Consider the following 22291-nt stretch of genomic DNA (forward strand, 5'->3'; position numbering starts at 1 on the left):
AGACCCATGTCGACACGTCGTGATTTCATCAAGCAACTGACTGCCGCCGCCGGCCTGGGCGTGGTCGCTTCCATGGGCGTTGGCCTGAGTGCGCCACGCGTGCGAGCGGCGCTGGGCAACAGTTGGTATATGCCCGACGAGCATGCGCCGCAGGAGCGGGTATTTCTCGCTTTTGCAGCCTCCAGTGCGGTGTGGGAAGACTGGGCAACGCCGGTCAACAACTGCATCGCCCTGCTGGCCAAGACCATCGCCAAGTACCAGCCGGTGACTGTGCTGTGCCGGGCCAATCAGCTGAGCCAGGCCCGGCAGAAATGCGGCACCAGCAACATCAAGTTCCTGACCATGCCGCTGGACGACATCTGGGTGCGCGACTACGGCGGCTGCTTCGTGGTCGATGGGCAGGGTGGGCGCGGCCTGGTCGACTTCAACTTCAACGGTTGGGGCGGCAAGCAGCGCGCCAGCAACGACACCCAGGTCGCCGACACCCTGAGCTACGAAACCTATGCCACCTATATCGCCAGCCAGCTGACCGGCGAGGGCGGCGGTATCGAGGTGGATGGCCACGGCACGGCGATCATCACCGAGAGTTGCTGGGTCAACAGCAACCGCAACCCGGGCATGAGCCGCGCACAGATCGAGGCCGAGCTGAAAGCCAATCTGGGGCTGCGCAAGATCATCTGGCTGCCGGGGATCAAGAACAAGGACATTACCGATGCCCATGTCGACTTCTACGCGCGCTTCGTCAAGCCCGGTGTGGTGATCGCCAACCTGGACAACGACCCCAAGTCCTACGATCACGCCGTAACGCGCACCCACCTGGACATTCTCAAGAACGCCACCGACGCCGACGGGCGTCGCCTGGTCGTGCACACCCTGCCGCCACCCTTGAAGCTGCGCAGCAACGTCTACACCCGCAACAATCCGGATTTCGCCCCGGGTTATATCAACTACCTACCGATCAATGGCGCGGTGATTGCGCCGCAGTTCGGCGACGCGGCGGCCGACAAGTACTGTAAAGACCTGCTGACCCAGCTCTATCCGGGGCGTGTGGTGGTGCAGGTGAATATCGACCCGATCGCCGGTGGCGGTGGCGGCATTCACTGCGTGACCAAGAACATGCCGCGCCTGTAATTGGTCAGTGGGCCGACTGTTCGAGGCGCAGGTGCAGAATCGGAAAAGGCCGTCCGCCATCATCCAGTGGTGAGCGGCCTGCTACTGCGAAGCCCTGGCTCAGGTAGAAACCCAACGCCTTGGGGTTCTGCTCGTTGACGTCGACCTGGTTTGCGCCAAGGCGCACCACTGCGTCGTTGAGTAGGGCTCGGCCTATGCCCGTGCCGTGCTTCTGCGGGTCAACGAACAGCATCTCGATCTTGCCTTCTGCATAGCCGAGAAAACCGCTGACATTGCCATCCGCGCCACGGATGCAGCTGAGCTGAACTGCTCGATCAGCAAAGGTTTGAGCAGTTGAATATCGTGCTCTTCGAGAAAGTCGTGGGTGGCGCGTACTGCCGCCTCCCACACTTCAAGTATGCGCGGGAAGTCGCTGAAACTGGGTATTTCGACCAGGTGTGGCATGTGTGGCTCATGGGGCGGTGAAAAAGGGGGCAAATCATGCGACTGATTTGCCCCTGTTGTCACTTGCTGGCATCCAGCACCACGCGGTAGCGCGCCTTGCCGGCACGCAGGTGGTCAATGGCCTCGTTGACCTTGCTCATGGGGAAGTGCTCGACCTGCGGCAGGATTTGATGGCGCGCGCAGAACTCCAGCATGGTTGCCATGTTGCTGGGCGAGCCGACCGGTGAGCCAGACAGGCTCTTCTGCTTGGGGATCAGGTTGAACACATGCACCGGGATGGCGCTGGGCACGATGCCAACAAAGTGCAGGCGGCCTTTGCCGCTGAGGGTGCCGAGCATCGCGCTCCAGTCCAGGTCGGCGCTGGCGGTGACCAGCAGGAAGTCCAGGCTGCCGGCAATCGCCTTGAGTGCCGCGCTGTCGGTAGAGGCGACTACCTTGTGCGCGCCCAGGCGTTTGGCTTCATCCTGTTTGCTCAGGGATGAGGTGAAGGCGGTGACTTCGCAGCCCCAGGCATTCAGAAAGCCCAGCGCCAGATGGCCGAGGCCGCCGATACCGACCACGCCGACTTTGTCAGTGGGTTTCACGTTGAAATCCAGCAGCGGGCTGAACACCGTGGAGCCGGCGCAGAACAGTGGGCCGACCAGAGCTGGATCAAGGCCGTCAGGCAGCGCTACCGCCCAGGCCCAGTGGCTGCGCAGGCGGTCGGCGAAACCGCCGTTGCTGCCGACAATCGTCGGTTTTACCGTGCCGCACAGTTGGTGCGAACCTTCCATGCACGAGCTGCAATGCATGCAGCTGCCCTTGTACCAGCCGATGCCCACCCGTTGCCCGAGCTTCAGGCCGCGGGCTTGCGGGCCGAGGCGTACCACGGTGCCGACCACTTCATGGCCGGGAATAAAGGGGTAGCGCGCATTGCCCCATTCGTTGTCGATCATCGACTGGTCGGAGTGGCAGATGCCGCAGTATTCCACGGCCACTTCGACCTCTTCGGCACCCAGCGGGCCGGGGTCATAACTGTGCGGTTCGAGGGGCGCGCCGGGGGCTTTGGCAGCCCATCCGGTAAAGGTGTCGACGATGGATTCGGACGAACTCATAACAATGGCCTCGGGACGGGAAACACAACCCTGCCAGCATAGCCCGCCACGCCGCCGCAGGGTGCGCCGATCACTCAGCCTGATAGTCCAACCGTGGCCTCGGTTACACTGGCGGCCTCGTAACCTGTTGCTGGATCACCTATGTCGCGCCCACCTCGCCCTGCGTCCTCCCGTCCGCACAGCGCCAAACCTGCCGTGCGCCGTGTGGCCAAGGCACCACCTGCCGAGCCGCGTTTGCTGGTGCTGAACAAGCCGTTCGATGTGCTGACCCAGTTCAACGACGAGCAAGGTCGCGCCACCCTCAAGAATTTTGTCGATGTGCCTGGCGTCTATCCGGCTGGTCGGCTGGACCGTGACAGCGAAGGTCTGCTGCTGCTAACCAATGATGGCGGCCTGCAGGCGCGTATCGCCGACCCCAAGCACAAGCTGGCGAAAACCTATTGGGTGCAGGTAGAGGGCGAACCGAACGAGGCGCAGTTGCAGCAGCTGCGCGACGGTGTGCAGTTGAATGACGGCCCGACCCTGCCGGCCGAAGCACGGTTACTGGATGAGCCGCAGCTGTGGGAACGCAACCCGCCGGTGCGTTTTCGTAAAAGCATCCCGACGGCCTGGCTGGAACTGGTGATTCGTGAGGGGCGCAACCGTCAGGTGCGACGCATGACGGCTGCTGTGGGCCTGCCGACCCTGCGCCTGGTGCGCGTGCGGATCGGCCCGTTCAGTCTGGATGATTTACAGCCGGGGCAGTGGCGCGAAGTGCCGGCCCGGCTGAATTGATCAGTAGCCGGCTTTGATCACCGCGATGCCTTTATCCAGCACCTCATTCCAGGCGCTGCGGGTTTTGCTGCAGCACTGCTGATCATGCTCGCCGATGGTGCGCAGCAACGCCTGCTGCCACAGCACATACAGCTCTGGGCGAATGTCCATGGCCGCACGGGAATGGCTGCAACCCAGTGCGCGCAGCTTGGTGTCCGGCATACCGCGGGCATGCATCACCAGGTTGAGAATGCCCTGGCGCAACAGCAGCTTTTGCCCGTTCATCTCGGTATTAACGAACTTCTCGCGCACCTCGGGTGAGCTGGCGAGGAAGTGGCGGTAGAAACTGTCAAAGAAGTCAGGGCTGGCGCAGCAGCGGCCATAGCTCTGCATCACCAGATCAGCGGGGGACATGAAAACTCCTGGAAACGGCGAAAATCCGCATTCTAGAGCGGTTGAATGCGTCTTGCCGTGGCGTAGTTGGCGTGCTGCGGCGTGCTAGCCGTGGATGTCGCGAGCGGTTTCGATGATGTAGGTGATGACGGGCTTGGCCAGAAAGGCGAACAGGCACAGGCCCAGGCCGAGGAACAGGATGGCGGTACCCAAACGGCCGGCTTTAGAGGTTTTCGCCAGGTCCCAGATGATGAAAAACATAAACACCATCAGGCCGCCGACCAGTGCGTACATCATCAGGGATTCGAACTGTTCGGTTTCCATTCGGGCCTCGTGAACCTGCAGGTGCTCGGCTGGGTGCCGAAAATCGATGCGTAGGCGGGCGCGGTGATGCTCGCCAGAGGGCAGCGATTATACGCGCCGAGGGCGGCCCTGCCAGCCGCGTGTGGCGAGGGTGCGGCGATCAGCCGCGCAGGTGCTGCAAAGGCAGCTGTGTGGTGGACAGGATCTGCTGCAGGACGAAGCTGGAGCGCACGCTGGAAACCCCCTCGATACGGGTCAGGGTGCCCAGCAGCAGCTTTTGGTAGTGATCCATGTCCGGCACCACCACCTTGAGTTGATAGTCGGCGTCCATCCCGGTCACCAGGCAGCATTCGAGCACTTCTGGGCATTTGCGGATTTCGGCCTGGAAGTGCTCGAAGCGTTCAGGAGTGTGCCGGTCCATGCCGATCAGCACATAGGCGGTCAGCGTCAGGCCGAGCTGTTTACGGTCGAGCAGGGCGACCTGGCCGAGGATGTAGCCATCGTCCTGCAACTGCTTGACCCGCCGCGAACAAGGCGAGGGCGACAGGCCGATGCGCTCGGCCAGGTCCTGGTTGGACAAGGTGGCGTCGCGCTGCAATTCGGCGAGAATATTCAGGTCGTAGCGATCAAGTCTGTTCATCTTTGCCATACTTTTGTTTTCTGATTGCTGCTAATCATGCGCTTGTGGTGATTAATTGCGCAAGTGATGGCTATTTCAGCAATGTTCGCAATCTTTCACTGCGCCGTCAGGCGTAAGCTTTACCTCAACTTCAAGGCCCGGACGACACGTCCAGCCGCCTCGCCCAATCAGGTGAGCGGTCGCCGCCGATCCCACCGGATCGTCACGGCACCCGGGTCCGCACTGCCCAACCAGGCAGGCGAAGAAAAGGCGTTACCATCGCCACAATGACGGACACGCAAAAAAGGGAGGCCTCAGGCCTCCCTTTTTTGTTGCTTGGGATTAATCAGCCCGCCAGGCCGGCGAACTGCAGCAGCCACCAGGCGAGAATCGCCAGTTGTACGAAGAATGCGGCAAAGCGCAGCCAGACAAACAGCGGGCTGGTGCTGATCAGATGCATCAGGCTCTGAAACAGGCGCGCACCGAGCAACAGCAGGGCCAGCGGCTCGGTGATGTCGGTCTGCGCGCTGGCCATGGCATAAAGCAGCAGTGCGGCCTGCAGCGGCAGGTTCTCCAGGCAGTTGGCGTGGGTGCGAACCAGGCGTTGGCCAAAGTTGCTGGGGGTGTTGCTGCCATCAGGGTGGAAGGCATTGACGGCCATCTTGCCGCTGAGTACCAGCAAGCCGCGCTGGTTGACCAGCAGAACAATCAGCAACAGGGCCCAGGCGACCAGGCCGAGCAGGGCCGTGGCGGTTGCGGTCAGGGTCATGGGTTCGCTCCTTTCTTTTGTTGTTGTGGGGTGGGGCGAAAGCAGTCTACGGGGTTTAGAGTATTTGCTCTAGTCGGGCGCCTGCGCAGTGCCTGGAGGGCTGACCACGCTGCAAGGGTCGGCATGCACCAGCACTTCGGCACGGGGGAATTCGCTGCGGATCGCCGCTTCCACCTGTTCGCACAGGCAATGCGCGTCCTGCAGGCTTAGCTCGCCAGGCAGCTCCACATGCAACTGGACGAACCACTGGGTGCCGGACAGGCGTGTGCGCAGGTCGTGAACCCCGCGGACGCCTGGAACCGCACAGGCCAGGTCGTGCATCTGTGCGCTGATCTGCGGGTCGAGCTCCTGGTCCATCAGCACCGTGGCAGCTTCGCGGGCAATGCTGATGGCGCTCCAGAAGATGTACAGCGCAATGCCGATGCCGAAGAGGGCGTCCATTTGTGCCCAGCCATAGCTGGCCAGCAGCAATGCCAGGAGGATGCTGCCGTTGAGCAGCAGGTCCGAGCGGTAGTGCAGCGAGTCGGCGCGGATGGCGGTGGAGCCGGTCACCTTGACCACATGGCTCTGGAATAGCAGCAGGGCCATGGTTACCGCCAGCGACAGCAGCATCACCGCAATACCCAGGGCGGGTGCGCCAAGCGGTTCTGGATTGAACAGGCGATCAATGGCGTGACTGCCGACCAAGATCGCACTGGCGCCGATAAACAGTGCCTGGCCCAGCCCCGCCAGGGCTTCGGCCTTGCCATGACCGTAGCGGTGATCTTCATCGGCCGGGCGCAGGGCGTAATGCACGGCGAGCAGGTTAAGCAGCGAGGCAGCGCCATCCAGCAGCGAATCGGTCAGCCCCGCCAGCAGGCTGACCGAACCGCTAAGCCACCAGGCAATCGCTTTGGCCAGTGCCAGTGTGAGGGCCGCCGCCAGCGCGGCGAAGGTCGCCAGGCGCATCAGGCGGGCATGTTGTGACAGTATTTTCACGGGCTATCCAAACAGGAGCGTCGATAGTGCCAAGGCTAGCGCGAAATATGAAAAAGCCCGCTAGGGGCGGGCTTCTTCGTTGCGGCTCAGGCGGCCGGACGTAGACCGTAGGCCGCCAGTTGCTCAACGCTGCCGCTGTGCTGGATCAGGCGCGGGTCATCCAGGGGCAGGCTATGGCCGGTTTGCATCTCGATCAGCGCCTTGAGCTTGGCTGTGTCGATCTTGCCGTCAGCGTCCACCACATTCTGCAGATCTTGCGGGTCCACCTGCGAGGTCAGGCCGCCAGGCAGGTAGATCGCGCCAGTGGCGAAGTCGATGCCGAAGGCGATCAGCCCGGGGATCACATAAAACAGAATGCCGATGGTGTTGAGCCCGGCGACCATGGGGTCGATACGGCCTTCGATCTGGCCACGGCGATCCGGGAAGAACAGGGTGCCGCAGGCGGTCAGTTGGGTGAGCAGGGTGGCGACGAGAAGGCCACCGATAACGCGGGTTTGGGTGCGCATTGAACATCTCCATGGAAAAAGTGGCGCAACTATACCAATGCCTGTATTGCAATGCCGCTGCGTCGGGCGCTGCCGACGCGATCACGTGTCGTGGCCTGAGCCTCAGACAGCGGCAATGGCCCAGCGGTTCGCCGTTATAATCGTGGCCCTTGAATGGAGCCTGCATGAATTCCCTGCCAATCGATGTGCTGCTGCCTGAGCTGTGTCAGGCCCTTGCCCTGCGTGACGAAGCGGTGCTGGAAGCGCCACCCGGTGCCGGCAAGACCACCCGTGTACCTCTGGCGTTGCTGAACCAACCTTGGCTGGCCGGACAGACCATCATCATGCTCGAGCCTAGGCGCCTGGCGGCGCGGGCGGCGGCCGAGCGGCTGGCCAGTGAGCTGGGCGAGGCCGTGGGGGAAACCGTCGGTTATCGCATCCGTCTGGACAGCAAGGTCGGTCCGCTTACCCGTATCGAAGTGGTGACTGAAGGCATTCTGGCGCGGCGACTGCAGGACGACCCGGCGCTGGAAGGTGTCGGCTTGGTGATCTTCGACGAGTTTCATGAGCGCAGTCTGGACGCTGATCTGGCGCTTGCGTTGACCCTTAATGGCCGGGCGATGTTTCGCAGTGCGGACTCCGGCGAACTGCCGCTGAAGGTGCTGCTGATGTCGGCAACCCTGGAAGGCGAGCGGCTGGCGGGCCTGCTCGGTGATGCGCCAGTGCTGCGCAGCGAAGGGCGGATGTTCCCGGTGGATATCCGTTGGGGCGCGCCCTGGCAGGCGGGTGAATGGCTTGAGCCTAAGGTGCTGCAATGCGTGTTGCAGGCGCTGGCCGATGAGCCGGGCAGCCTGCTGGTATTTCTCCCGGGGCAGGCGGAGATTCGCCGGATCAATGAACAGCTGGCCGATTCCCTGGCCGGGCGTCGCGACATTCTGCTCTGCCCGTTGCATGGCGAACTGGATCTCAGCGCCCAGCGCGCGGCCATCGACCCTGCACCGTCGGGCCTGCGCAAAGTGGTGCTGGCCACCAATATTGCCGAAACCAGCCTGACCATCGACGGCGTACGGGTGGTGATCGATGCCGGTCTGGCACGGGTGCCGCGCTTTGACCCGAACAGTGGCATGACCCGCCTGGATACCCAGCGTATTTCTCGCGCCTCGGCCACTCAGCGCAGCGGCCGCGCCGGGCGCTTGCAGCCGGGCGTCTGCTATCGGCTGTGGTCGCAGGCGCAGCATGAACAACTGGCGGCTTACGGTACGGCGGAAATGCTCCAGGCCGACCTCGCCGGGCTGGCCTTGCAACTGGTGCGCTGGGGCGTGCAGCCGGCCGAACTGGTCTGGTTGGATCCACCACCTGCAGCCGCCTATGCCCAGGCTTTGGAACTGTTGGTGCGATTGGGCGCGGTGGATGCGCTGGGCAAACTGACCGCTCATGGCCAGGCCATGGCCGAATTGCCGACGCACCCGCGTATCGCCCATCTGCTGCTGCGCGGCCAGGAACTGGGCTTGGGTGCACTCGCTTGCGATCTGGCCGCCTTGCTCGGCGAGCGCGACATTCTGCGGGGGGCAGGGGCTGATCTGCACAGTCGCTTGGCTCTATTGGCCGGCGAGTCACGGGCCGCCCGTGGTGCACAAGGTGGTGTGCAGCGTGCGCGGCAACTGGCTCGGCAGTTTCAGGGTTACCTCAAGCGCCGCCCCAGCGCGCAGGCCGTCAGTGATCCCGAGCATCCGCGCTGGCTGGGCGCCTTGCTGGCCTTTGCCTACCCGGATCGCATCGCTCAGCAGCGGCGTGACGGCGGCGCGGAATACCGTTTGGCCAACGGCCGGGCGGCGCTGTTTGCCGAAGTCGATGGCCTGATGAAACACCGCTGGCTGGTGGTGGCGGACTTGGGGAGTCGTCAGGGCCAGCGCGAGGAACGCATCTACCTGGCGGCCGAGTTGGAGCCGCAACTGTTCGACACGGTGTTGGCTGAGCAGGTCAGCACGTTGGAGGTACTGGACTGGGATGAGCGCGAAGGCGCCTTGCGTGCCGAACGCCAGCGCAAGGTCGGTGAGCTGGTGCTGGCGCGCGAAGCCTTGACCGGGCTGGACGCTCAGCAGCGTAACCGGGCCATGCTCGGCCTGGTGCGGCGCAAAGGCCTGGCACTGCTGCCCTGGACCCCGGAGCTGCGTCAATGGCAGGCGCGTGTCGACCTGCTGCGGGGGTTGGAGTTGGCCGCCGCGGGAGCCAGCGAGTGGCCGGACGTTAGTGATGCGGCCTTGCTGGCGACGCTGGAAAGCTGGCTGCAGCCCTATCTGGATAACGTCACCCGACTCAGCCACTTCGCCAGCCTGGACCTCACCAGCATCCTCCACAGCCTGCTGCCCTGGCCGTTGCCACAGCGCCTGGATGAACTGGCGCCGCGCAGCGTGCAGGTGCCGTCCGGTTCGCGCATCAGTCTGGATTACAGCGAGCAGCCGCCAGTGTTGGCGGTGCGGCTGCAGGAGCTGTTCGGTCTGGCCGATACGCCGCGCATTGCCGGTGGGCGGCAGGTGGTCAAGCTGCACCTGCTGTCGCCGGCGCGGCGGCCGGTGCAGGTGACTCAGGATTTGGCCAACTTCTGGCGCAGCACCTATGCCGAGGTGAAGAGGGACCTCAAGGGGCGCTATCCCAAACACTACTGGCCGGATGATCCGTTGATCGCCGAGCCCACGGCGCGGGCCAAACCGCGCAAGTAGGCTTGCAAGTAGGCCTTAAGGCAGGCGCAGGTCTTCACCGGCTGCTTGCAGTTCGGCGTAGGCGCGATCCAGCGCATCGCGCAGGGCTTCCGCGCCGGGCGCATGGCTGGAGACGATCAGCTTCAGGGGAATGCGTTGCAGCTGAACAAACGGCAGTTCGGACATGCCCAGGCGTTTGCGTGCCTGCTCCACCGGGGTTTGGTAGTCGAGAAGAAAATCACCGCGACGGCGTTGGAGCATCTCCAGGGCAGCGGTATGGGTGCCGGTACGGTGTTGCTGCACTGCCAGCTGCGGGTCGTTGAGCATTTCGTTGACCGGCTGCCAGTAGGTGTAGCCGCTGATCATGATCACCCCACGGCCCTTGAGGTCCTCAGGCAGGCGTGGCATCAGGGTATCGCGGCGGAAATACAGGTTGAGGACGATTTCGCCCAGCAGCGTACGGGTTTCCAGGGTGTGTTCGCGCAGCTCCACCTTGCCGGGTGCGCCGGGCCATACCTGTACGCTGCCATCCTGCAGGGCGTTGTACAGCCGGGCGCTGGGGTAAGAGCGCAGCTGGGCGCGATAGCCGGCATGTTCCAGCAGGCGTTTGCTCAGTTGCAGGATGGCCCCACGCGGTTGGCCCTGGCTGTTGGTGTAGGAGTAAGGCGGGAACTCGTAATAGCCCACCTGCACCAGGGGGCGAGCGGCGGCGGGGGTTGCAGCGTGGCTAAACCCGCAATAGAGAATTGCGAGCAGCGCTAGGCAGAAAGATCGTGGCATCAAATGGGTACGTACTGCGGCTATCTGCCGTCTTTTAGTTATAAAACCGTCATATTTCCTGAGCATGGCTAAACGCCAGCAAGTTTGTCCAGTCCATTGCTGAAAAAGCTTAGTCGACGGCAGGTAAAAGCAGACGGGCAAGCACGGGTAGGTGGTCGGAAATTCCCAGGGTGTCGTGCTGGCGCACCTGGGCCTCGAGTTGTATCAGCTGTGGGCTGTGGAACAGGTAATCGAGGGTTCGATCCGGGCCGCTGACGCTGGGGTCATTGGGGTAGTGGGTATACCAGCGCGCCTGCTCGGGGCCGCTGGCCTGTTCCAGGCTGGGCACCATCGGGTAGTGCTCGGCCAGTTGTTGCAGTTCGCTGGCGGGGCTGTACCAGCTGCGTTGGCTTGCCGGCAGGCGCTGGTACTGGCCGGGCGGGAGCAGGTTGAAATCACCGCCCAGTACCCAGGGCGTGCCGTCGGCCTGGAGCTGATCAAGCAGACTGGTGGTCATGGCGACCTGGCGCTGCATGGTGTCGTTGCCCTGGGCGAAGGCATCCAGGTGGGTGTTGATGGCCGCCAGTTCACCACCGCCACGGATGGGCAGGTGGCTGACCAGCAAGGCACGCTTGAGGTTGAACTGCCGGCTGATCGGGTCGGCCGGCATCAGTGGCAGTTGCAGGCGTTCGGCGCGGCTGATCTGAAAGCGGCTGAGGGTGCCCAGTTGCATGCCGACGCTGCCGAGAATCTGCGGGTGTGGGACAAATGCGGCCTTCCAGTAATAGGCCTGGGTGCTGCAAGGGTAGAGGTCGTTCAGGCGCTCGTGCAGCAGTGCCAGCTGGTTCTGGTAGTCGCTGGCCTTGGCGCCGTTGTGCAGTTCCTGCAACAGGACAATATCCGGCTGCTCAGCGCGCAGGATGCGCACCACTTCATCCAGGTTGAAAGCCAGGTCTTCGGCGCTGGGGCGCTGGTCGGGGCCACTGCCGTCGGCCAGGTCGTACCAGAACACATAGCGTTTGCCGGCCAGGTACTGGACGTTCCAGCTCATCACCTTCAGGGCCTGGCCAGGCTGCAAGGTGGGTGCGCTGGTCTGGCAACTCACGGTGGCTGCTTCGCGCGCAGCAGGGTGCCAGGTGAGGCTGTAGACCAGGGCCGCCAACACGCAGAGCAGGCTGGCCAGGCTAAGCAGAAATAGGCGCAGAAATCGGGGTAGGGACATAAAGGGTGTGGCCGCAGGCTGGACTATGCTGAGGGAGCATACCGGAGATGCGCTGTGCTGCCGATGTGTCGTGGAGCTTGAGGCTGTTGTCGTTGGGCCTGTTGCGATGCTCGCCATAACAGGTTGTAGTAACCGCTATGTCGTAACGGGGTCGGGGACAGGTTATGTACCGCAAGGTGTTCGCCAACAAGGTGTTTGATCGCAAGGTGGTGCTGATCACCGGTGGTTGTGCCGGTATCGGTCGCGCCCTGGCCATGCGTCTGGCTCAGGCTGGGGCGCGCCTGGTGATTTTCGATCTGCAGCAGCAGGCGCTCGACAGCCTGGTGCAGCACCTGGCCGACCACCACAATGCCGAAGCCCTGGGCGTGCTCTGCGACGTGGCGGATGCCGCAGCGGTGGAGCGAGCGATGGCGCTGACCATCGAGCGTTTCGGCGGCATCGATGTGCTGGTCAACAACGCCGGAATTACTCACCGCAGCAGCTTTGCCGACACCGAATTAGCCGTGTTCCAGCGGATTATGGCGGTCAACTATTTTGGCGCGCTGCACTGCACCAAGGCGGCGCTGCCCAGCCTTATCGCCCGCAGCGGGCAGATCATCGTACTCAGCTCGCTGTCAGGCTTCGCCCCGCTGCTTTATCGCAGCGCCTACAACTCCAGCAAGCATGCCCTGCATGGGCTGTTTGAAACCCTGCGCTACGAACTGAAAGGCTCCGGGGTCAATGTAATGCTGGTGTGTCCTGGTTTTACCGCCACCGATCTGCGCAAGAACGCCCTGGTTGGCGATGGCTCGGTGGCGGCGCAGCCACCACTGGCGATGGGCAAGGTGGCCTCGCCGCAGGATGTCGCCGAGGCCATCTATCAGGGGGCGTTGAAACGTCGTCGCCTGCTGGTTCTGTCCAACGTGGACTGGCGCGCACGGGTGCTGGCGCGTTTCTTCCCGCGGGTGTTCGAGCGCGTGTTGCTGCCGCGCTTGTCCGGTCTCAAACCGCAGCGTGGCGGGCCGTTCTGATGCGCGTGCTCTGGTTTGCACTGCTGGTGCTGCTGGGTGCGCCGTTGCACGCCGAAGAGACGCCGCCATTACTGGTGATGACGGATGTCTGGCCACCGTTTCGCATGCAATCGGCCGATGGCGCGCTGCAGGGGTTGGATATCGACCTGCTGAATCAACTCAGTGCTCGCACCGGGCTGCGCTTTGAAGTGCAGCGCGCACCCTGGGCGCGTGGGCTGGCGGCGCTGCAGAATGGCAAGGCCGATCTGATGACCGGATTGGCGAAAACCCCGGAACGTGAGGCTTACATCGATTACCTCACCCAGCCCTACTATGCCTGTGCCCCCCGTTTCTATGCCGCGCCTGCCCAGGCCAAGGCATTGCATAGCTATGCCCAGTTGGCCGGGCTGACCATTGGCCACGTGCTGGAGTCCGCCTATTTCGAACCCTTCGATTCGGATACGCAGCTGCGTAAGACAGCAGTCAACACCGAGAGCCAGTTGCTGGAAATGCTGAGTCGCGGACGGTTACAGGCGGTGATCGGTACGGACTGTCAGGTCGACTACGAGTTGCGCGATGCCCGCTGGAAGGGGCTGATTGCCAAGGCGGCCTTTCGCCCGGAGGCGCGTACGGATCTGTATATCGGCTTCTCTCGCCAGCGTGATTTGCGGGCGCAGTATCAGCAGATCAGCCAGGCGCTTGCCCAGTTAAAGGCCGAAGGCTGGATCACCCAGGCGGCGCAGCGCTATCAGTCAGGTACGCCCTGACCGCACCTTAGTGTTCGTGCGGTTCGATATACAGCTCGTAGACCATTTCCAGGTCCCAGAACGTCGCCTCGATCTTGTGTCCGTCCAGGTCGCGGACAAAGCAGCCATAGTAAGGCTCGCCATATTCGGCGCGCGGGCCGGGCGCGCCTTCGTCACGGGCACCGGCTTCCAGGGCAGCCTGGTAAAAGTCATGCACAGCGGCTTTATTGGGCGCGACAAAGCCGAAGTGGCTGCCATTGCCAATACTCGCCGGTTGGCCATTGATCGGTGTCTGTACCCAGAACTCCGGGTACTCGCGGCCATAGGCCACCGCGCCAGGATGGGCGAGCACACGCTTGCAGCCGAGGGTGGCAAGCACCTGGTCGTAAAAGGCCGTGGCCTTTTCGAATTGATTGGTGCCGATGGAAATGTGCGAAAGGATGCTGGGGTTGGCGTCAGCCATAAGACCGTCCTCCTTGGTTGGCGCTGGCGCTCACTCGACGTCAGGCTGGGTGCTACGCAGCATAAATAGACGAAACAGCACTACGCTGGAGAATAGCTGGAGAAAGCGGTTCGTGCAGTCCATCAACAGGCTGAGCAGGCTTTCATCAGCCAGGCTTGCCTGGGTCTGGCTCCAGGCATCCAGCAGCCACAGTGGCAGCATCACAATCAGCACGCAGCCGAGCATGGGCCAGAAGTAACCGGTGCTCATGGCAAAGCTTTCCTTCAGGGCTTTCAGCGGGGGCATACCGCGCAGCACCAGCAGGTACTCGGCAAACGCCAGTTTGACGATCAGCCAGATGCCCGGCAGAACATACAGCGAAGCGCCCAGCAGGATGGCCAGGGTCATGATGGCCGCGAGCAGGGCGAAACGCGGCCATAAACGCAGCGCCGCAGCCAACAGGTCACGCGCAGGTGGTTGCAGGCCGTTGCTGCGTGCATCGAGAAACAGAATGAGCGCTGCGCTGTACAGCGGATAGAACAACAGTCCTGCCAGTAACCGCCAGGAGTCCGCTGACTGTGCTGGTGCCAGGCTACTGACCTGCTGCAGAAACAACCCTTCAAGCACGATCAGTGGCAGACACAGACGGGTGATCGCTAACAGGTTGTGGCTGAAGAAATACCAGGAGTCGCGCAGGACGGAGAACATATGCATGGCGGATTTTTCGGGGTTGAATGCAGGAGCGCACTCTAGCTGATCTGCATTAGCGCCCCAATAACCAATCAAGCAGCGCTTCGGTTTCCAGTACGTCAGCATACTCGTCGCGCAGATTAGCCATGGCCATGGCGTGAACGTCAGAGGCGCTGCGCAGGTGTCCGTGATAGTCGGTTTTGTCGAAGGTGTAGCACGCATCTGCTACAACTTGCGTCATAAACCCCAGGCAACTGGCACTGCGAGCCGTTGCTTCAACCGAGTTTTCACTGGCGACACCCACTATGACCAGGCGGCGAATAGTACGGGCATGTAACCAGCGTTCTAGACCGCTATGGGCGAAGGCATCGGTTACGTTTTTCTCGAATACCTGCTCGCTAGCCCGTGGCGCCAATGCCGGCTGGAAGAGCGCGCCACTTTGCCCTGGGGCAAATACCGAGTCGGCCTGGCGGGACATATGGCGGATATGCACCAGCGGCAGGTCTGCACTGCGCCAGTATTCAAGTAATTGAGCGATCTGCGTTTCAGCCTGCGGGTTGTTACGCGGTGTGCTGACGCGTTGAATGCCTTGCTGCATATCGATGATCAGCAGCGCGGGTGTTTCGATGTTATTGGTTGGGAGTGGATGCATTTCGACCGTCCGTGGCTGTGGGCTGGCATACTGCGCGCTGACTTTAACCTGAGGGCTTTCAGCCCGTCAGCCGCACGATGAGGATTCCCGGTGAAGAAAATCGCCGTATTCGCCGATGTACAGAACCTCTATTACACCGTGCGCCAGGCCTATGGGTGTCATTTCAACTATGCCGCGCTGTGGGCTGATATCAGTCAGCATGGGCAGATTGTCGAAGCTTACGCCTACGCCATTGATCGCGGCGATCAGAAGCAGCAGCAGTTCCAGCAGATCCTGCGCAACCTTGGCTTTACTGTGAAGCTCAAGCCCTTTATCCAGCGCAGTGATGGCTCGGCCAAGGGCGACTGGGATGTCGGCATTACCATCGACATCATGGATGCCGCGCCAAGGGTGGATGAGGTGGTGCTGGCCTCCGGTGACGGCGACTTTGACCTGCTGCTGGACAAGATTCGCAGCAGCTACGGCGCCGAGGCCGTGGCCTATGGCGTGCCGGGGCTGACGGCGCAATCGCTGGTGCGCGCCGCCAGTCGCTACGTGCCGATCGACGGTGCGCTGTTGCTGAGAAACTGATTGATGCTTGCAGATTCCATCGCCGTACTCGACTTTGAAACCACCGGCATGTCGCCGGCCCAGCAGGCGCGCGCCACGGAAATCGGCGTAGTGATCGTCGAAGACGGGCAAATCGTTGCCCGCTACCAGAGCCTGATGAACAGTGGGGCCTGGGTGCCGCCATTTATCGAACAGCTCACCGGCATCAGCAACGCCATGCTGCGCGCCGCCCCGCCTGCCGCGCAGGTGATGCAGGAGGTGGCGGAGTTTGTCGGCAATCGCCCGCTGCTGGCGCATAACGCCAGTTTTGATCAGAAGTTCTGGGACGCCGAGCTGGCGCTGATTCGTCGTCAGCGTGTGCAGCCGTTTGCCTGTTCCTTGCTGCTGTCACGCAGGCTGCTGCCCATGGCGCCGAGTCATAAGCTGGGCAACCTCAACCAATGGATCGGCCTGCCCGATACCGGCAAGGCGCACCGCGCGTTGGCCGATGCGGAGATGGCGGCCAATCTGACCTGCTTTATGGCGGCGCTGCTGCGCGAGCGCCACGGCATTGCCGAGATTACCCACGAGCTGCTGTGCAATCTGCAGCGGGTGCCAGCAGCGAAGATGTCGCTGGCGTTGCAGAAAATCCGCGATCACGCATCTGGCTGAAGGCGATTTATCAGCTTGTTACATCTGCGCCCCAAGCTAAGCGCCTGCCTGAATTAAGCTGGGCAGGCACCTATCCGGGGCTCTTTGTCGACAGAGGCACACAGCATGTTCGGTTTGTTTAAACGCGATCCCGCCAAGACACTACGCAAGCAATACAGTGCCAAGTTGGAAGAGGCGATGCAGGCGCAGCGCAACGGGGATATCCGCAGTTATTCCGTGTTGACGGAAGAAGCGCAGGCTTTGTGGGCACAGTTGGAGCCATTGGAGCGGGCCAGGCAGTAAGTTGCCGATGCAAGAATGAAAAAGGCTGCCCTCAGGCAGCCTTTTTGCGCTTCAGTGGGGCTCAGTTCTGCGCCAGCTTCTGCTCGTATTGGGCGAGCATCTTCTGCGCGTGGGCCACTTCCAGGGCTTCCATGGCGTTGATCGGCTTGATCGCTACAGCGCGCTTGAGGTGCTGCAGGGCTTTGGCTTGTTCGTCGTCGCCGTACACGTAGCTGAGGGCATTGGCGTATTCGTAGTGGCCGATCGGCAGGTTGTCCTGAGCCTTGAAGCTGCGGCTGAAGTACTTCTCCATGTTGTCGGCGCTGACCCCGTAGGTCATGCGGCCGACCATCTTGCCGACCTTGCGGATTACGCCGGCTTCATAGCCACCATAGAGGGCGAGGGCGAAGGGTTGGTTTGGCTGTTTGGCCAGCAGCGCCTTGAGCTCATCGGGGATCTGCGAGGTGTAGCCGCGCTTGAGCACCACCGGCACCGACAGTTCTTCGCCCAGGCGTGCCTTGGCGTAGACGCGGCCGAATTGCGCGACGGTGTCGGCCTGGATCAGCTCGCCGGCCTGGTCGGTGTAGCTGATCACTTCCTCCAGCAGCTTATGTTTTTCGGCCTGGTCGGGTACCAGGAACATGGCGTAGATCACCTGGGCGAACATGGCTGGAATTTGTCCGCCAACCCCCAGAGCCAGGCCTTGCTTCTTCGCCTCGGCAAAGTCACCGCGGAACATCAGGCGCCAGACATCCTGCAGTTTGGCGGCGTAGACCTCGGCTTCTTCCGGCTTCCCAGTAAAGCCGGTATTGGCCAGTACGGTTTTCTCCAATGCCTGCGGGTGAGTGGTGGCCATGGTTACCACCCAGTCGGCGTCGGGGAAGGGGTAGTCGGCGCCGAATCCACGGGTCAGTTGCGGCCAGGCCTGGCGCAGCTTGTCGCCTGAATAGTCATAGGCGCTTTGGTCGTAGGGGAAGGGTTTCCAGTTGTCGGCAGCGACTGCGCTGAAGCTGCAGGCGGCAAGTAAGGCAATAAGTGTGCGGCGCATGGCGATGACCTGATTGTTGTTGTAGGAGTCCCGCAAGGGATGCGCCGATCATAGAGCGCTACTTCCCGCGCCCCACCCATCCAAGGATGAGTTGCGCGGGTTTTCAGTGTGTCCGCTGCCCGCTGTGGCCAGCCTTAAGCATGGCTGTCCTTGTGCTGGAATTGCCGGCGGTACTGGTTGGGTGACAGTTCCGTGTGCTGACGAAACAGGCGCGCGAAGAAGCTGGCATCGTCGTAACCCACTTCATAGCTGATGGTCTTGATGCTCTTGCGGGTGGCGCTGAGCAAGCCCTTGGCGGTTTCGATGCGCAGGCGCTGCAGGTAGTGCAGCGGTTTATCACCGGTGGCGGTCTGGAAGCGGCGCATAAAGTTGCGGATGCTCATGCCGTGTTCGCGGGCCACATCCTCGAAGCGGAATTTGTCAGCGAAGTGATCTTCCAGCCATTGCTGGATTTGCAGGATGGTCATGTCGTGGTGCAGTTTCTGCCCGCCAAAGCCAATGCGGCCGGGGGCGTAGTTGCGCTGCACTTCATAAAGGATGTCGCGGGCCACGCCCTGGGCCACGCTGGCGCCACAGAAACGCTCGATCAGGTAGATATACAGGTCGCAGGCCGAGGTCACGCCGCCGGCGCAGTACAGGTTGTCGGCATCCGACAGGTGCTTTTCCTGATTGAGCAGCACCTTGGGGAAACGCTCGGCAAATTCGTTGAAGAAGCGCCAATAGGTGGTTGCCTCCTTGCCGTCGAGCAGGCCGGCCTGGGCCATCCAGAACACTCCGGTGGCTTCGCCGCAGATCGCACTGCCGGCAGCGTGGCGTTGTTTCAGCCAGCTGAGTACCTGTGGGTGGCGTTGGCACAGGGCGTCGAAGTCATCCCAGAAGGCCGGCAGGATGATCACGTCGGCATCGTCCAGGGCGCCATCGACCGGGATCAGCACATCACTGAAGCTGCGCACAGGCTTGCCGTCCGGGCTGACCAGGTGGATTTCGAAGGTCGGGGTCAGGCCCAGGCCTTGTTGCTTGCCATAGCGCAAGCTGGCCATATGAAAGAAGTCTTTGGCTTGCATCAGGGTCGAGGCAAACACCCCTTCGGTAGCCAGGATGCTGACGCGGTGCAGCGGCGCTGGTGACGGATTCGGCATAGATATTGTTCTTATTAAGGCTAAGTGGTCATGAGCTGGCTGGATCGTCTTATTTTTTGGCGCTTGTGTCCAGTGTGACCAAGCGTTTGCTTGGCTAAAGTCGAGACCACTTTAAAATCGCCCCATCAAGCAGGTGTTGCCATGATTCCCAGAACGATTTTCAGCTCCGAACATGAACAGTTTCGCGACAGCGTGCGCAAGTTCCTTGAGCAGGAAGCCGTGCCTTTTCACCATCAGTGGGAGAAGGATGGCCACATCGATCGTGCGCTGTGGAACAAGGCGGGAGAGGCGGGGATGCTCTGCTCGCATATCCCGGAAGAGTACGGCGGTATGTCGGCAGACTTCCTCTATAGCACTGTGGTGATCGAGGAGGTTGGGCGTCTGGGGCTGACCGGTATCGGCTTCTCGCTACACTCGGACATCGTTGCACCTTACATCCTGCATTACGGCAGTGAAGCGCAGAAGCAGCACTACCTGCCCAAGCTGGTGTCCGGCGAGATGGTCACCGCCATCGCCATGACCGAACCGGGTGCCGGCTCCGACCTGCAGGGGGTGAAAACTACCGCGGTGCTGGATGGCGACGAGTATGTGATCAATGGCTCGAAGACCTTTATCACCAACGGCTTTCTCGCCGATCTGGTGATTGTGGTGGCCAAGACCGATCCGAAAGCCGGTGCCAAGGGCACCAGCCTGTTTCTGGTGGAAGCCAACACCCCCGGTTTCTCCAAGGGCAAGCGTCTGGAAAAAGTCGGCATGAAGGCCCAGGACACCTCCGAGCTGTTCTTCCAGGATGTGCGCGTGCCCAAGGAAAACCTGCTGGGTCAGGCCGGTATGGGCTTTGCCTACCTGATGCAGGAGCTGCCGCAGGAGCGTCTGACCGTTGGTATTGGCGCTCTGGCGTCAGCCGAGGCGGCGCTCAAGTGGACGCTTGAATACACCCGCGAGCGCAAGGCCTTTGGCAAGGCAATTGGTGACTTTCAGAACACTCGCTTCAAATTGGCCGAGATGGCCACAGAGATTCAGGTGGGTCGAGTGTTTGTTGATCGCTGCCTGGAGTTGCACCTGAATAAGAAGCTGGATGTACCGACCGCCGCCATGCTCAAGTACTGGGGTACAGACCTGCAGTGCAAGGTGCTGGATGAGTGTGTGCAGCTGCACGGTGGCTACGGCTATATGTGGGAGTACCCGGTGGCGCGTGCCTGGGCCGATGCGCGGGTGCAGCGCATCTACGCCGGTACCAACGAGATCATGAAAGAGATCATCGCCCGCTCGCTGTGATTAAGCGCTGAATAAAAAGCCCGGCTATTGCCGGGCTTTTTTATGTCGTTGCTATTGGTCAGGGGGCTGGGTTGGGCTGGGCTTTGTGAATCGCCTCGATGTCAGCCAGTACCTCGGCAGAGAGTGTCAGTTCACTGCTGGCCAGGTTGCTGTCCAGCTGATCCAGGCTGGTCGCGCCAATGATATTGCTGGTGACGAAGGGTTGCGCGGTGACAAAGGCCAGGGCCATCTGCGCGGGATCAAGACCATGCTCGCGCGCCAGAGCGACGTAACGTGCGCAGGCGGCTTCTGACTCGGGGTTGGTGTAGCGAGCAAAGCGGCTGAACAGGCTGATGCGCGCATTGGCCGGGCGTGCGCCGTTTGCGTACTTGCCGCTGAGCATGCCGAAGGCCAGCGGCGAATAAGCGAGCAGGCCGCATTGTTCGCGAATGGCCACTTCCGCCAGGCCGACCTCGAAGCTGCGGTTCAGCAGGTTGTAGGGGTTTTGGATCGAGACTGCGCGCGGCCAGCTGCGTTGTTCGGCCAGTTGCAGAAATTTCATGGTGCCCCAGGGCGTTTCATTGGAAAGGCCGATATGGCGAATCTTGCCGGCCTTGACCTGCTCGTCCAAGGCTTCCAGGGTTTCTTCCAGTGGCGTGAAGTCGCTGTCCTGATGGCGATAGCCAAGCTGGCCGAAGTAATTGGTTGGGCGCTCTGGCCAATGCAGTTGGTACAGGTCGATCCAGTCGGTTTGCAGGCGTTGGAGGCTGGCATCCAGCGCCGCAACGATATGCGCGCGGTTGTGTTTGAGCTGCCCGCCACGGATATAGCCGATGCCATTGCCAGGGCCGGCGATCTTGCTGGCCAGCACCCAGTCAGCACGATCACCGCGCTGCTTGAAGTAGTCACCGATAATCTGTTCGGTCTTGCTGTAGGTTTCGGCGCGGGGTGGTACCGGGTACATCTCAGCGGTGTCGATGAAGTTCACCCCGTAGGCCTTGGCGCGTTCAATCTGGGCGATGCCTTCGCTGGCGCTGTTCTGCTCACCCCAGGTCATGCTGCCCAGGCACAGGCTGCTGACCTTGATTCCACTGCGGCCGAGTTGGCGGTAATCCATTGCAAGCTCCTTAAAAACCGGTTGGCATAATCGTGTTGAAATTCTCTGCGCAATCTGCATAATTGCGCACCTCTTTCTGCAGTGGAAGTGATGCGCCGCCTGCCGAAGAATCTTGCCGTATTACGGACGCGCTGACCCGAGCCCCCGATAGCGCCTGTTTTCGGCTGCCTTTGACCTTGTCAAAGTACGCACTATTCAGTAAGATCCGCCGTCTTATTTATCAGGGCGGCCCCTGAGGCTATAAAGAATGAAAACTTTTACTGCTAAACCGGAAACAGTTAAGCGCGACTGGTTTGTCGTCGACGCTGCAGGTCAGACCCTGGGTCGTCTGGCTACCGAAGTTGCAAGCCGTCTGCGTGGCAAGCACAAGCCTGAATACACTCCGCACGTTGATACCGGTGACTACATCGTCATCATCAACGCTGAGCAGATTCGCGTTACTGGTGCCAAAACCACTGACAAGATGTACTACTCCCACTCCGGTTTCCCGGGCGGCATCAAGTCGATCAACTTCGAAAAGCTGATCGCCAAAGCTCCTGAGCGCGTGATCGAGACTGCGGTAAAAGGCATGCTGCCGAAGAACCCGCTGGGTCGCGACATGTACCGTAAGCTGAAGGTGTACGCGGGCGCTGCCCATCCGCACACTGCTCAGCAGCCCCAAGAACTGAAGATTTAACGGAATAGTTCATTATGTCGGCGACTCAAAATTACGGCACTGGCCGTCGCAAGACTGCAACCGCTCGCGTTTTCCTGCGTGCTGGTACTGGCAAGATATCCATCAACAATCGTGCTCTCGATACCTTCTTCGGTCGTGAAACTGCCCGCATGGTAGTTCGTCAGCCGCTGGAGCTGGTTGAGATGGTCGAAAAATTCGACGTCTACGTCACAGTCGTTGGTGGTGGTGTTAGTGGTCAAGCTGGCGCAATCCGCCACGGCATCACTCGCGCTCTGATGGACTACGATGAAGCTCTGCGTCCTGCTCTGCGTAAAGCGGGCTATGTGACTCGCGATGCTCGTGAGGTTGAACGTAAGAAGGTTGGTCTGCGTAAAGCGCGTAAGCGTCCGCAGTACTCCAAGCGTTAATTCGCTACCTGCGTTCAC

General features: G+C 61.5%; 26 protein-coding genes and 1 pseudogene. 11 read left to right on the forward strand and 16 right to left on the reverse strand.

Going from position 1 to position 22291, the window contains the following annotated elements:
- Positions 1–6: 6 nt before the first annotated feature.
- Positions 7–1131 (forward strand): agmatine deiminase family protein, encoded by a 1125-nt coding sequence (locus ACOCLD_RS06510; RefSeq protein WP_422911291.1) that lies wholly within the window; start codon positions 7–9, stop codon positions 1129–1131.
- Positions 1132–1135: 4 nt separating this feature from the next.
- On the opposite strand, the pseudogene ACOCLD_RS06515 reads toward ACOCLD_RS06510, so the two are convergent.
- Together ACOCLD_RS06515 and ahr are read right to left on the reverse strand one after the other, a co-directional pair.
- Positions 1136–1575: pseudogene (locus ACOCLD_RS06515) on the reverse strand (GNAT family N-acetyltransferase).
- Positions 1576–1634: 59 nt separating this feature from the next.
- Positions 1635–2669, reverse strand: a complete 1035-nt coding sequence (ahr, locus tag ACOCLD_RS06520) for an NADPH-dependent aldehyde reductase Ahr (RefSeq protein WP_422911292.1) — start codon at positions 2667–2669, stop codon at positions 1635–1637.
- Between the two features lie 204 nt (positions 2670–2873).
- Here ahr and ACOCLD_RS06525 point away from each other — a divergent pair, with 204 nt between their 5' ends.
- Positions 2874–3443 carry a pseudouridine synthase gene (locus tag ACOCLD_RS06525; protein ID WP_422911768.1) on the forward strand — a complete coding sequence of 190 codons (570 nt, stop codon included), beginning with the start codon at positions 2874–2876 and terminating at the stop codon, positions 3441–3443.
- On the opposite strand, the gene ACOCLD_RS06530 is transcribed toward ACOCLD_RS06525, so the two are convergent.
- From ACOCLD_RS06530 to ACOCLD_RS06555, 6 genes are all read right to left on the reverse strand, one after another.
- A complete protein-coding gene (locus tag ACOCLD_RS06530) occupies positions 3444–3836 on the reverse strand; it encodes a globin (RefSeq protein ID WP_257777081.1) in 393 nt (130 codons plus the stop codon).
- Between the two features lie 84 nt (positions 3837–3920).
- Complete coding sequence (locus ACOCLD_RS06535) at positions 3921–4139, reverse strand: DUF2788 domain-containing protein (RefSeq protein WP_392540789.1); 219 nt, start codon at positions 4137–4139, stop codon at positions 3921–3923.
- A gap of 139 nt (positions 4140–4278) precedes the next feature.
- Positions 4279–4758, reverse strand: a complete 480-nt coding sequence (locus tag ACOCLD_RS06540; RefSeq protein ID WP_233683731.1) for an Lrp/AsnC family transcriptional regulator — start codon at positions 4756–4758, stop codon at positions 4279–4281.
- A 325-nt stretch (positions 4759–5083) separates the two neighbouring features.
- Entirely contained in the window at positions 5084–5506 is a 423-nt protein-coding gene (locus tag ACOCLD_RS06545; RefSeq protein ID WP_422911293.1) for an MAPEG family protein, read from the reverse strand.
- Positions 5507–5575: 69 nt separating this feature from the next.
- Positions 5576–6454, reverse strand: a complete 879-nt coding sequence (locus tag ACOCLD_RS06550) for a cation diffusion facilitator family transporter (RefSeq protein ID WP_422911769.1) — start codon at positions 6452–6454, stop codon at positions 5576–5578.
- 116 nt (positions 6455–6570) lie between these two features.
- Positions 6571–6990: a polyribonucleotide nucleotidyltransferase gene (locus ACOCLD_RS06555; protein WP_422911294.1), complete on the reverse strand. Its 420-nt coding sequence runs from the start codon at positions 6988–6990 to the stop codon at positions 6571–6573.
- 164 nt (positions 6991–7154) lie between these two features.
- On the opposite strand from ACOCLD_RS06555, the gene hrpB reads away from it, so the two are divergent.
- Complete coding sequence (gene hrpB, locus ACOCLD_RS06560) at positions 7155–9689, forward strand: ATP-dependent helicase HrpB (RefSeq protein ID WP_422911295.1); 2535 nt, start codon at positions 7155–7157, stop codon at positions 9687–9689.
- Positions 9690–9704: 15 nt separating this feature from the next.
- Here hrpB and ACOCLD_RS06565 read toward each other — a convergent pair whose 3' ends face one another.
- Entirely contained in the window at positions 9705–10448 is a 744-nt protein-coding gene (locus tag ACOCLD_RS06565; RefSeq protein ID WP_257777100.1) for a substrate-binding periplasmic protein, read from the reverse strand.
- A 109-nt stretch (positions 10449–10557) separates the two neighbouring features.
- Positions 10558–11649 carry an endonuclease/exonuclease/phosphatase family protein gene (locus tag ACOCLD_RS06570; protein WP_422911296.1) on the reverse strand — a complete coding sequence of 364 codons (1092 nt, stop codon included), beginning with the start codon at positions 11647–11649 and terminating at the stop codon, positions 10558–10560.
- 164 nt (positions 11650–11813) lie between these two features.
- Here ACOCLD_RS06570 and ACOCLD_RS06575 point away from each other — a divergent pair, with 164 nt between their 5' ends.
- Positions 11814–12659, forward strand: coding sequence for an SDR family oxidoreductase (locus ACOCLD_RS06575; protein ID WP_422911297.1), 846 nt, complete (start codon positions 11814–11816; stop codon positions 12657–12659).
- Positions 12659–13405, forward strand: a complete 747-nt coding sequence (locus ACOCLD_RS06580; RefSeq protein WP_422911298.1) for a substrate-binding periplasmic protein — start codon at positions 12659–12661, stop codon at positions 13403–13405. Before ACOCLD_RS06575 ends, ACOCLD_RS06580 begins: the two co-directional genes overlap by 1 nt.
- A 7-nt stretch (positions 13406–13412) precedes the next feature.
- Here the strand turns inward: ACOCLD_RS06580 and ACOCLD_RS06585 are convergent, their stop codons facing one another.
- Genes ACOCLD_RS06585 through ACOCLD_RS06595 form a run of 3 tightly spaced genes read right to left on the reverse strand, consistent with a single transcriptional unit; the run spans position 13413 to position 15168 of the window.
- Positions 13413–13847 carry a VOC family protein gene (locus ACOCLD_RS06585; protein ID WP_257777104.1) on the reverse strand — a complete coding sequence of 145 codons (435 nt, stop codon included), beginning with the start codon at positions 13845–13847 and terminating at the stop codon, positions 13413–13415.
- Positions 13848–13877: 30 nt separating this feature from the next.
- Positions 13878–14540: a hypothetical protein gene (locus ACOCLD_RS06590; protein WP_422911299.1), complete on the reverse strand. Its 663-nt coding sequence runs from the start codon at positions 14538–14540 to the stop codon at positions 13878–13880.
- Positions 14541–14589: 49 nt separating this feature from the next.
- Positions 14590–15168 (reverse strand): cysteine hydrolase family protein, encoded by a 579-nt coding sequence (locus ACOCLD_RS06595; protein ID WP_422911300.1) that lies wholly within the window; start codon positions 15166–15168, stop codon positions 14590–14592.
- 90 nt (positions 15169–15258) lie between these two features.
- On the opposite strand from ACOCLD_RS06595, the gene ACOCLD_RS06600 reads away from it, so the two are divergent.
- From ACOCLD_RS06600 to ACOCLD_RS06610, 3 genes are all read left to right on the forward strand, one after another.
- A complete protein-coding gene (locus ACOCLD_RS06600) occupies positions 15259–15738 on the forward strand; it encodes an NYN domain-containing protein (protein WP_422911301.1) in 480 nt (159 codons plus the stop codon).
- 3 nt (positions 15739–15741) lie between these two features.
- Positions 15742–16368, forward strand: coding sequence for a PolC-type DNA polymerase III (locus ACOCLD_RS06605; protein ID WP_422911302.1), 627 nt, complete (start codon positions 15742–15744; stop codon positions 16366–16368).
- Positions 16369–16473: 105 nt separating this feature from the next.
- Positions 16474–16650, forward strand: a complete 177-nt coding sequence (locus tag ACOCLD_RS06610; RefSeq protein WP_422911303.1) for a DUF6435 family protein — start codon at positions 16474–16476, stop codon at positions 16648–16650.
- Positions 16651–16711: 61 nt separating this feature from the next.
- Here the strand turns inward: ACOCLD_RS06610 and ACOCLD_RS06615 are convergent, their stop codons facing one another.
- Positions 16712–17677 carry a hypothetical protein gene (locus ACOCLD_RS06615; RefSeq protein ID WP_257777110.1) on the reverse strand — a complete coding sequence of 322 codons (966 nt, stop codon included), beginning with the start codon at positions 17675–17677 and terminating at the stop codon, positions 16712–16714.
- A 134-nt stretch (positions 17678–17811) separates the two neighbouring features.
- The gene (locus ACOCLD_RS06620) at positions 17812–18717 is read right to left on the reverse strand and encodes a GlxA family transcriptional regulator (RefSeq protein ID WP_422911770.1); all 906 of its coding nucleotides are present in this window, start codon (positions 18715–18717) and stop codon (positions 17812–17814) included.
- Between the two features lie 240 nt (positions 18718–18957).
- On the opposite strand from ACOCLD_RS06620, the gene ACOCLD_RS06625 reads away from it, so the two are divergent.
- Complete coding sequence (locus ACOCLD_RS06625; protein WP_233683746.1) at positions 18958–20094, forward strand: acyl-CoA dehydrogenase family protein; 1137 nt, start codon at positions 18958–18960, stop codon at positions 20092–20094.
- Positions 20095–20152: 58 nt separating this feature from the next.
- Here the strand turns inward: ACOCLD_RS06625 and ACOCLD_RS06630 are convergent, their stop codons facing one another.
- On the reverse strand, positions 20153–21190 hold the full coding sequence (locus tag ACOCLD_RS06630; protein ID WP_422911304.1) for an NADP(H)-dependent aldo-keto reductase: 1038 nt from the start codon (positions 21188–21190) through the stop codon (positions 20153–20155).
- A 247-nt stretch (positions 21191–21437) separates the two neighbouring features.
- Here ACOCLD_RS06630 and rplM point away from each other — a divergent pair, with 247 nt between their 5' ends.
- Together rplM and rpsI are read left to right on the forward strand one after the other, a co-directional pair.
- A complete protein-coding gene (gene rplM / locus ACOCLD_RS06635; protein WP_090382254.1) occupies positions 21438–21866 on the forward strand; it encodes a 50S ribosomal protein L13 in 429 nt (142 codons plus the stop codon).
- Positions 21867–21880: 14 nt separating this feature from the next.
- On the forward strand, positions 21881–22273 hold the full coding sequence (gene rpsI, locus ACOCLD_RS06640) for a 30S ribosomal protein S9 (RefSeq protein ID WP_233683748.1): 393 nt from the start codon (positions 21881–21883) through the stop codon (positions 22271–22273).
- Positions 22274–22291 lie beyond the last annotated feature (18 nt).

This window comes from Pseudomonas cimarronensis (assembly GCF_049331905.1).
Classification (GTDB): Bacteria; Pseudomonadota; Gammaproteobacteria; order Pseudomonadales; family Pseudomonadaceae; genus Aquipseudomonas.